Here is a 466-nt window from a genome sequence, read left to right on the forward strand (position 1 = left end):
CGGCGTAGTCCGGAACTCGGTGGTGTCCTTCGACGGTGTCGCCTGGCACGTTGGGTTCGGTGTCCACACCGGTGTCAAGGCGCCCACGGTGCACGCCCGACCGGGCACCGTGGTGGGGGTCGATCGTGGTGTGAAGGTCGCGTTGGCGATGTCCGACGGCCGCATGTGGAACCGAGCCTTCACGACCTCGGGTCAGGAACGTGACCTGGCCCGGCTCAAGTCGAAGGCCGGCCGGCAGGAGACCGCCCGCCGCAACCGCGGCGCCAAGACCTCCCACCGCGCCCGTAAGGTCCGTGCGGAGATTGCCCGGACCGAGGCGAAGGTCCGTAACCGGCGTCGTGACTTCCTGGCGTGGGCGGCGAATCGGCTCTGCGCCCAGCATGCGGTCGTCAAGCTTGAACGCCCTCAACATCAAGGCCATGACTGCCACCGCGAAGGGCACCATCGCCGAGCCCGGCATCAACGT

The 466-nt window shown here is 68.5% G+C and carries 1 protein-coding gene; it reads left to right on the forward strand.

Annotation, left to right across the window (positions count from 1 at the left end; translation table 11 throughout):
- Positions 1-88: 88 nt before the first annotated feature.
- On the forward strand, positions 89-466 hold a 378-nt coding region (locus ACNAW0_RS30650), incomplete at its 3' end, for a transposase (RefSeq protein WP_416291524.1).

The organism is Micromonospora sp. SL1-18, from assembly GCF_047921505.1.
Taxonomy (GTDB): domain Bacteria; phylum Actinomycetota; class Actinomycetes; order Mycobacteriales; family Micromonosporaceae; genus Micromonospora.